Origin of the sequence: Psychroflexus maritimus (assembly GCF_011089875.1) — a bacterium.
Taxonomy (GTDB): Bacteria; Bacteroidota; Bacteroidia; order Flavobacteriales; family Flavobacteriaceae; genus Psychroflexus; species Psychroflexus maritimus.
Genome location: NZ_JAANAS010000035.1, coordinates 53,156 through 61,857 on the forward strand (window position 1 = coordinate 53,156; position 8,702 = coordinate 61,857).

At 32.6% G+C, this 8,702-nt stretch carries 12 protein-coding genes; 1 reads left to right on the forward strand and 11 read right to left on the reverse strand.

What is annotated here, in order from left to right; all coding sequences use genetic code 11:
- The 11 genes from G7034_RS03660 to G7034_RS03710 all read right to left on the reverse strand — a co-directional run bounded on the left by G7034_RS03660 (position 1) and on the right by G7034_RS03710 (position 7,790).
- Positions 1 to 1,053 (reverse strand): type III polyketide synthase, encoded by a 1,053-nt coding sequence (locus tag G7034_RS03660; RefSeq protein WP_166399606.1) that lies wholly within the window; start codon positions 1,051 to 1,053, stop codon positions 1 to 3.
- Positions 1,054 to 1,770, reverse strand: a complete 717-nt coding sequence (locus tag G7034_RS03665) for a methyltransferase domain-containing protein (protein WP_166399607.1) — start codon at positions 1,768 to 1,770, stop codon at positions 1,054 to 1,056.
- Positions 1,767 to 2,882: an NAD(P)/FAD-dependent oxidoreductase gene (locus G7034_RS03670; RefSeq protein ID WP_166399608.1), complete on the reverse strand. Its 1,116-nt coding sequence runs from the start codon at positions 2,880 to 2,882 to the stop codon at positions 1,767 to 1,769. Before G7034_RS03670 ends, G7034_RS03665 begins: the two co-directional genes overlap by 4 nt.
- Before the next feature lie 95 nt (positions 2,883 to 2,977).
- Positions 2,978 to 3,283 carry a hypothetical protein gene (locus tag G7034_RS03675; RefSeq protein WP_166399609.1) on the reverse strand — a complete coding sequence of 102 codons (306 nt, stop codon included), beginning with the start codon at positions 3,281 to 3,283 and terminating at the stop codon, positions 2,978 to 2,980.
- 16 nt (positions 3,284 to 3,299) lie between these two features.
- Entirely contained in the window at positions 3,300 to 4,256 is a 957-nt protein-coding gene (ftsY, locus tag G7034_RS03680) for a signal recognition particle-docking protein FtsY (protein WP_166399610.1), read from the reverse strand.
- 180 nt (positions 4,257 to 4,436) lie between these two features.
- The gene (locus G7034_RS03685) at positions 4,437 to 4,586 is read right to left on the reverse strand and encodes a DUF4295 domain-containing protein (RefSeq protein ID WP_166399611.1); all 150 of its coding nucleotides are present in this window, start codon (positions 4,584 to 4,586) and stop codon (positions 4,437 to 4,439) included.
- Between the two features lie 6 nt (positions 4,587 to 4,592).
- On the reverse strand, positions 4,593 to 4,775 hold the full coding sequence (gene rpmG, locus G7034_RS03690) for a 50S ribosomal protein L33 (RefSeq protein WP_166399612.1): 183 nt from the start codon (positions 4,773 to 4,775) through the stop codon (positions 4,593 to 4,595).
- Positions 4,776 to 4,797: 22 nt separating this feature from the next.
- Positions 4,798 to 5,037 (reverse strand): 50S ribosomal protein L28, encoded by a 240-nt coding sequence (rpmB, locus tag G7034_RS03695; protein WP_166399613.1) that lies wholly within the window; start codon positions 5,035 to 5,037, stop codon positions 4,798 to 4,800.
- 105 nt (positions 5,038 to 5,142) lie between these two features.
- Complete coding sequence (locus tag G7034_RS03700; RefSeq protein WP_166399614.1) at positions 5,143 to 6,396, reverse strand: competence/damage-inducible protein A; 1,254 nt, start codon at positions 6,394 to 6,396, stop codon at positions 5,143 to 5,145.
- Positions 6,396 to 7,007: a fumarylacetoacetate hydrolase family protein gene (locus G7034_RS03705; protein ID WP_166399615.1), complete on the reverse strand. Its 612-nt coding sequence runs from the start codon at positions 7,005 to 7,007 to the stop codon at positions 6,396 to 6,398. The genes G7034_RS03700 and G7034_RS03705 overlap by 1 nt, the downstream gene beginning before the upstream one ends.
- A gap of 12 nt (positions 7,008 to 7,019) precedes the next feature.
- Complete coding sequence (locus tag G7034_RS03710; protein WP_166399616.1) at positions 7,020 to 7,790, reverse strand: 3'-5' exonuclease; 771 nt, start codon at positions 7,788 to 7,790, stop codon at positions 7,020 to 7,022.
- Positions 7,791 to 7,947: 157 nt separating this feature from the next.
- Between G7034_RS03710 and G7034_RS03715 the strand changes: the two genes are divergently transcribed.
- Complete coding sequence (locus G7034_RS03715) at positions 7,948 to 8,376, forward strand: BLUF domain-containing protein (protein WP_166399617.1); 429 nt, start codon at positions 7,948 to 7,950, stop codon at positions 8,374 to 8,376.
- Positions 8,377 to 8,702 lie beyond the last annotated feature (326 nt).

The window sequence follows — 8,702 nt, forward strand, 5'->3', positions numbered from 1 at the left end:
TTACCATTTTAAAAGGAGCCGTTGCGCGGTAAAACCAGGACCAAAACTAAGCATAAGCCCATAATCATTTACTTTAGGTTGCTTCTCCAAAACATCCTTCAACACGTACAATACAGTTGCGCTACTCATATTACCAAATTCTCGCAACACCTTTTTAGTACTGCTAATGTCTTTTCCTAAATCCTTAAATAATGTTTCTACCGTTTGAACAATTTTTTTTCCTCCTGGATGAAAAATAAGATGTTCCAAATCATCTAAAGTTAAACCAAATTTTTCTAAGAATGGATGAAGAATAGCAGGAAAATGAGCCGTAATCGTTTCAGGAACAGCTTCATCAAGTACCATTTTAAGCCCTTGATTAGTCAAATCGAATCCCATCATATGGGTTTGGTCATAAAAATGATACATTTCACTTCCACAAATTTCTGGTCCTACAGCTTCTTCTTCAGAAGACATCAAAACACAGGCGCATCCATCGCCAAAAATAGCCGAAGAAACAATATTAGTCATTGAGGTGTCTTCCATTAAAAAAGTAGCTGTGGGAGCTTCAAAAGCAACAATTGCAGCTCTTTTACCAGGGTTAGCCTTAAGGAATTCTGAAGCATAGATCATTGCTGAAACTCCTGCCACACAACCCATTTCAGTTACTGGCAAACGCACTATTGATTGTTTTAAGCCAAATTCGTTAATTAAGAAAGCATCTAAAGAAGGAATCATTATTCCTGTGCAACTTACCGTAATTATATAATCTAATGACGAAGCTTTCCAATTTGAACTAGCCAAAGCTTTATTCATTGCTTTAGCCGCAATTATTTTGGCTTGCTTGGTATAAATTTTATTTCGCTCTTCAAAAGAAAGCGCACTAAATACTGTTTCTGGAGGCATAATAGAATAGCGCTTATTAACTTGAGCACCTTCAAAAATCTTAACTGCCTTCCTTCGGTAACGTTCATCTTCATTAGCTAACCAAAATTCAACTAAAGGAATAATGTCTTCCGTATTTCGGGAATAAGGAGGTTGAACTGTTTGTACATCTTGTAGTTTTACTTTCATTTAATGTTGTATTATCCATTGATATCTAAAAGCCCATTTCCAACTGATTTGATGCTTATTTTGTAAATGTAGTTTTTTAGCAAAATTAGTGAAATCATGCTTTTTGAATCCTCTTAGAATAGAAACCAATCCATCCTGGTGAGCCACTTTTGATTGAATAAAAAAAAGCGCGTATAATTGAAATAACCTATAGGCTAAAACACTTCTGTGCAAATCATTGATAACAATACCAAATGTAGTGTTTGCATACAAAACACGAATGAGTTTTAAGATTTCTTTTTCCTTAAAATGATGCATCGTTAACGAAGAAAAAACAACATCTGCATTGATGCGTTTAAAGTCTTCAGAAAAAACATCCATCACAAGGAATTTAATATTTTCATAATCAGCCGATTGACTTTTTGCTATTTGAACAATATGTGGGTTTGCATCAACTCCAATTAATTCAACTTGGTAAGGAGACGAGCTAAAATAGGTAGCTAGTTTTCTTAAACTTGCTCCACTTCCACAGCCAAACTCAACAATCTTAATTGGCCTTTTAACACTAATCGACTGTTGGTCAAAAATTTGCAAAATACCTTGAATAGTTACTTTATAGCCACCTAAATTATTGTTTACTCGGTCTATTGAACGTAACACTTTTTCAAGTTCTTTTCCTTGAAAATCAAATTCATCCATGAGTTCAGGAAGTTTAGACCTAAATTTTGTACTAATCATTGCAAAGGTTTTCCATGGGTTTGTTTAATTAATTGTTGAAAAATGAACTTATTGTTTCCTACCAATTGTAAAGCGAAGTTGGTAAGTTTTGGTTGCAATAATAGGTGCTGAAATAAATTTCCAAAAAAAAGCCTTCGCTTGAAACTTATTTTCCATTTTTTGGCAAAGTCTGAGTTCAATTTTAATCTGTTTTTGTGTCTTTGATAATCAAGAATACATTCTGAAACAATTTTTGCACTATGAATTGCCATAGCCATTCCATTTCCACAAAGTGGGTGTATCAAACCTGCGGTATCACCTATCATTAAAGCGTTTTTTTCAATGCGGGTTTTGTTTTCAAATGAAACCTGAGAAATAACTAGGCGTTTTTCAAAACTCAATGTTGCATTTTCAAAAAAACGCTTAAGGTATTCGTTTTTGCTAAGCACATTCTTTTCTAAGTCTTCAAAGTTTTTGAATTTTTGATACTGCTGAAGACGAATTAAATAACAACAATTGATGTGGTTTGTTTCTACTTTTGAAAGGCCACAATATCCGCCCTCAAAGTTGTGTAATTCAACTAAATTATCTGGAAATTCAGCTAATTGATAATGAGCTTTTACGCCCATCCAGGGTGTTTTATTTTTAAAAAAAGAACGTTGTAGCTGTCCATCTAAAACTGATCTTTTTCCATAAGCACAGACAAGAAGTTTAGAAAAAAACTTGGTGTTCTTGGTGGTAACTTCAAACTGCGAATCAATAAACGAATAGTCCATGACTTGATCAAAAACAAATTCTACGCCTAAGTTCTTAGCGTAGGTATAGAGCAGCCCATCAAAACCATATCTTGAAACACCAAACCCTCCTAGAGGCAATTTGCTTTTAATAGGTTTGCCAGTTAATGCTGTAAGTTGAAAGAAAGAAATTTCCTTATAGTCTAAATGATGTAAAGGAACACCAAGTGAGACTAAGTAAGACTTTATTTCGTTTGAAACATATTCGCCACAAACACGGTGAAATGGGTAAGCTTTTTTTTCAATTAAAGTTACCTTCACTCCTTCGTTCTGAAGATGAATAGCAGTAACTAAACCAGCTAGTCCTCCTCCTATAACAATAATTTCGCGATTAACCATTTGTCAAATATGAATGATTAATTTACAAAAATTTAAAAAATGGCCAGACTTTAACGAAAAGCTATCAATTGATAAAATAAAAAAGGTTGACTTGATTATGATTGAAACATCTGATAAAAAAATAATTGAAGCTGTTCTTCGTAAATACGCACCAAAATAAACACAAGTAGAGCAAAAATAACAAAGCTAATATGTGTTTTTTGTGTTCGGATTAAATTTATTCCTATTGCACCTAAAATAAGTGAGGGAAGACAAATCAAAAGATTAGGAATAAGCCATAAATCCTTACCAACGATAGCAAAGAATTTCATGAAAATAAAAATCGCAGAAAAGATAACTACAATTTTAGTTCCCGTAATGGCATATTTTTGTGATAAGATGGGTGGTTTTTTATCTTCCATGCAACAAAGTAAACAACTATTGTTTGAAAAAAGAATCTACAAACTCAATTTTGTCAAAGGTTTGTAAATCGTCTATTGCTTCGCCAACACCTATATATCTTACAGGGATTTGAAATTGGTCACTAATTCCAATAACTACTCCTCCTTTTGCTGTTCCATCTAATTTAGTAACGGCTAGGGATGTTACTTCTGTAGCAGCAGTAAACTGTTTGGCTTGTTCAAAAGCGTTTTGTCCTGTAGAACCATCTAAAACAAGCATCACATCATGAGGTGCATTAGGAATAACTTTTTGCATAACTCGCTTAATCTTAGTTAATTCATTCATCAAATTAACTTTGTTGTGTAGCCTTCCGGCAGTATCAATTAAAACTACATCGGCATCTTGTTTAACAGCACTTTGAACAGTATCAAAAGCAACAGAAGCAGGATCGCTTCCCATTTGCTGTTTCACAATGGGCACATCTACACGTTCAGCCCAAATTTGAAGTTGGTCAATAGCGGCAGCCCTAAATGTATCAGCTGCTCCTAAAACAACTTTTTTTCCATCCTTTTTAAATTGTGCAGCTAGCTTACCTATAGTAGTGGTCTTACCTACTCCATTAACACCAACAACTATAATAACAAAAGGAGTTTTAACTTCGTTGCTTGGTTGAACTACTTGATTTTCTTTTTCAGAAGCTTTTAATAAACCGGCAATTTCTTCTCTTAAAATAACATTAAGTTCGTCTGCTCCTAAATATTTATCTCGAGCAACACGCGCTTCTATACGATTGATTATTTTGATCGTAGTATCAACACCAACATCACTCGAAATTAAAACTTCTTCCAAGTCATCAAGTACTTCGTCATCTACGCTTGATTTACCAGCTACAGCCTTACCTAATTTATCAAAAAAAGAGGATTTGGTTTTTTCCAAACCATCATCTAATTTTTGTTTTTCCTTTTTTGAAAATATTTTTTTAAACAAGCCCATACTAAAAGGTATTTATACGTTTAGAAATAACTAGATACTTAAATTCTTAAAAATCAAGTATTGAAATTGGTTGCAAATTTATTAAATAAATTGAATTATATAAGATTAAGTTATTGATTTCAAACAAAAAAAAGTCGTTGCATATCTACAACGACTTGAATCTCTTTAAAAATATATAATCTACTTTTTCAAAAAGTCATTAACATCTTCCGGAGCCATGATACGCTCTACAAAAGTATAAGCACCAGTCTTTGGTGACTTTACCATTTTGATAGCTTTAGTTAGCCTCTTGCTTCCTGTCTGTAAACTTGCTACTGATTTCTTTGCCATAACTTATTATTTTATCTCTTTGTGAACCGTCATTTTTTTAAGAATAGGGTTGAATTTCTTCAACTCAATACGGTCGGGTGTATTTCTTTTATTTTTTGTTGTAATATATCTTGATGTTCCAGGTTGACCAGAAGTCTTATGCTCTGTACATTCTAAAATTACCTGAACTCTATTTCCTTTCTTTGCCATAACTTATTATTTCTACGGTTAATTATTTCTTCAAGAATCCTTTCGCTCTAGCTTCTTTAAGAACGGCTGAAATGCCTTTCCTATTAATGTTTTTCAAGGCAGAAGTAGATACCTTTAAAGTAATCCATTTATCTTCTTCAGGAATGTAAAAACGTTTTTTAACTAAATTTACATTGAATTTCCTTCTTGTTCTATTTAATGCGTGAGAAACGTTGTTTCCAGACATTGCTCTTTTACCAGTAAGTTCACAAACTTTAGACATCTTATATACTTTTATGTTTTTAAAACAGGTTGCAAATTAACTACATTTTACCTAAATAGCCAAAGAAAAAAGGAATTATTTTAAACAAAGTTTGTATTTAATTTTTTACTGTTTTTTTTGAATAATCCAGTCATAGATTAATTCAAGTGACTTATTTACAGCTTTATAGGTGACGCGCTCTCGTTGATTACCAAAACTGTATTTCTGTACATTTACACCCTGCTTATCGGCTAGAGCAATATAGACTGTTCCAATTTCAGCCTTACTATCCCCTTTTGTTGGCCCAGCGTTTCCAGTGGTTGCAATAGCCAAATCAGAATGGAACATGGCTAGGGATTTTTTTGCCATTTCAACAGTTATTTCTGCACTTACTACAGAATGTTTGTCAATAACTTCAGAAGCTATCCCTAAGGCATCTGCTTTTGCTGATGTAGCATAACTAATAAGACCTCCTTTTAAAAAAGCAGAAGCCCCAGGGATATCAGAAAGCTTAGAGGCTATTTTACCACCCGTACAGCTTTCTGCAGTACTTATACTTAATTGCTTTTGAGTGAGCAACTGAGCAATATTTTCTTCAAGACTTAGCTCATCTTCAAAACCTTTAATGATATGACCAATGTACTGGTGAAGCTTATCTATTTGTTGATTGAGCTCTTCATACAATTGGTCTTCATGGTTACCTCTAGTAGATAAACGCAACCTTACTCGCCCAAAATTTGGCAAATAGGCCAGCTTGATATGCTTGGGTAGAGCCTCTTCCCAATCTTCAATTAAATCGGCTATAGCACTTTCGCCTAATCCATAAGTAACAACCGTTTTATGTATTATATAAGGAGTTTGAAAACGCTGTTTTAACCGAGGAATTACCTCGTCACGCATTAAAGATTTCATTTCATAAGGCACCCCAGGTAATGATATATAAACCACTTGATTTTTCTCTATCCACATTCCAGGTGCAGTGCCATAACGATTAAATAATGCTGTAGATTTTGAAGGTAGATAGGCTTGTGTTTTATTAGCTGGTAAGATAGGCGTACTTACATATTTCGTGAAAATATCTTCAATGTGTTCTAGTACTTGTTTGTTTAATATAAGCTCGTCCTTAAAATAAGTACATAGGGTTTTCTTAGTCAAATCGTCTTTTGTTGGACCTAAACCTCCGGTTGTTATAATTAAATCTACTCGTTTTGAGGCGTCTTTAAGGGTATTGATTATTTGCTCCTCTTCATCCTGAACTGAAGTTATTTGATAAACCTCTATACCTATTTTATTAAGCTGTTTGCCTAGAAAAGCAGAATTTGAATCAACAATTTGACCAATTAAAATCTCATCCCCTATGGTAATAATTTCTGCTTTCATTATTTGATATTTAGTTGAAGTATAGCCTTATTCTCTATAAATCCCTTAAGTTGATCACCCTCCGTTACTTGTCCAACACCTGCTGGTGTCCCTGTGAAAATTAAATCTCCTATTTTTAAAGTAAAGTATTGAGAAACATAGGCAATTAACTCATCGATTTTCCAAAGCATCATTTGGGTATTTCCTTTTTGAACTAACTGCTCATTTTTATAAAGATGAAAATTGAGTTGATTTATATCAATTTTATTCTTATTAATCCATTCCTTTCCTAAAACAGCCGAACCATCAAATGCTTTTGCTTTCTCCCAAGGCAACCCTTTACTCTTTAACTCGTGTTGAAGATCTCGCGCTGTCATATCTAGTCCTAAACCAATTTCATCATAATACTTATGAGCATGTTTTTGATGAATAAACTTACCCAATCGATTAATTTTAACTACAACTTCAAGCTCAAAATGAACATTATTGGAAAAAGGGGGAATAAAGAAAACCTGATTTTTTGGTAATAAAGCTGAATCAGGTTTCAAAAAAATAACTGGTGAACTAGGTTTTTCATTTTCAAGTTCATTAATGTGATCAGTATAATTTCTACCAATACAAATTATTTTCATAAAAAACTATTTTTATTTAGTAGCTAACTTTTTTAGCTGAATACCAGTAATAACTTTTTTAGTATATAATGGAAAATCTGCATTTTGTAGCCAAGAGAAATAACCTGGCTCGGCTTCAAGCACTTTGGCAACTTTTTTGCCTTTGTGTTTTCCAAAAGAAAAGATTTCATCACCTTCGTCGTCATACCTAATAAATCCAGCAAAATCGGCGAAATGTGAAAACTTACTAAAATCGGCAAGCCATTTAATTGTAGGTTCTAAATCTTTATAACGCTCTAATTGTCCTTCTAAAACTTCGTAGGTAGCTAGTGTATCTGCTTCAGCGCTATGTGCATCTATCAAGTCTTTATTACAATAAAATTTATAGGCTGCTTCTAAAGTTCTCTTTTCCTTTTTATGAAAAATTGTTTGAACATCAACGGCCAGCACGTTAGAAAAATCAAAATCCTGATCTGCACGCAATAATTCTTCCGCTAACAATGGAATATCAAAACGATTACTATTATAGCCAGCCAAATCTGCACCTTTAAGAATACTTAAAATTTTACTAGAAAGAGCTTTGAAGTTAGGCTCATCTTTCACATCTTCATCGTAAATTCCATGAATTTTTGAAGTGACTGCAGGGATTGGAATTTCTGGATTAATCTTATAGGTAAAACTCTCTTTATTACCATTAGGAAAAACTTTAAGAATAGAAATCTCAACAATTCTATCTTTCGCGACATTAGTACCTGTAGCTTCAAGGTCAAAAAAACAAATTGGTTTGTTTAATGATAAATTCATGACTAAATTTTCCAACAAAAATAGGCAAATTAAAAAAGAAACGTTGAAATTAAAGTATTAAATTAGTGAACAGAAATTAAAAATAAAATCTTTAACTAGACCAATTAAAAAAGAATTTATTATATTGTGATTCATTAAAACTAAGGCTAATAATAAGATGAAATTAAGATATGTTTCCTACATAAGCAATCAGGCTAAGATCTTGAACGAAGACCACGTTGAAAATCTATTATTTCAAATAAGGGAAAAAAATAAAAAATTAGCCATTACAGGATTACTCCTATTAATTCAAGGTAAATTTATTCAATATATAGAAGGGCCTGATGAAGAAATTGAGAAAGTATATAAGAAAATAAAAAAAGACCCAAGACACAATGAATTAGTTCTGCTTGACAGTGGCTTTGTAAATGAACGTCAATTTAAGGATTGGTCTATGGCCTATAAAAAAATTGACGATGTTACCGTGGAAAACATAACTGGATATAAAAACTTAGAATTAGATCAATTGTTTCTAGAACCTAATAAAGGGGATAAACACCCGGTATTAAAGGTCTTATATAATTTCACAAAGGCATTAGCAAGTTGATAGAAGATTCTAAAAAATTATTAACTGGAATAAAGTGAATATATTACCCGCTTGTTTCATGTTGCTTAAATGAGATATAAATATAATTGTATCTTTAGAATATTTTTAAAAATAAAGGAATTCAAGTTCATTATAAATCAAAAAAACTCCGATTTGTTATCGGAGTTTTCTTTTGGCCAAAAAAAGGATGAAAGCGTAATTCAAATAGACACACTGTCGTTGTATATTTTAATGGTTTTCATTGCGCTGCTTTCTTTCTACAAATTTAGAAGGTGTTGTAGTTTAAAAATATACCCCTTAATGGGTATATTTTGTTAAAATTTGGA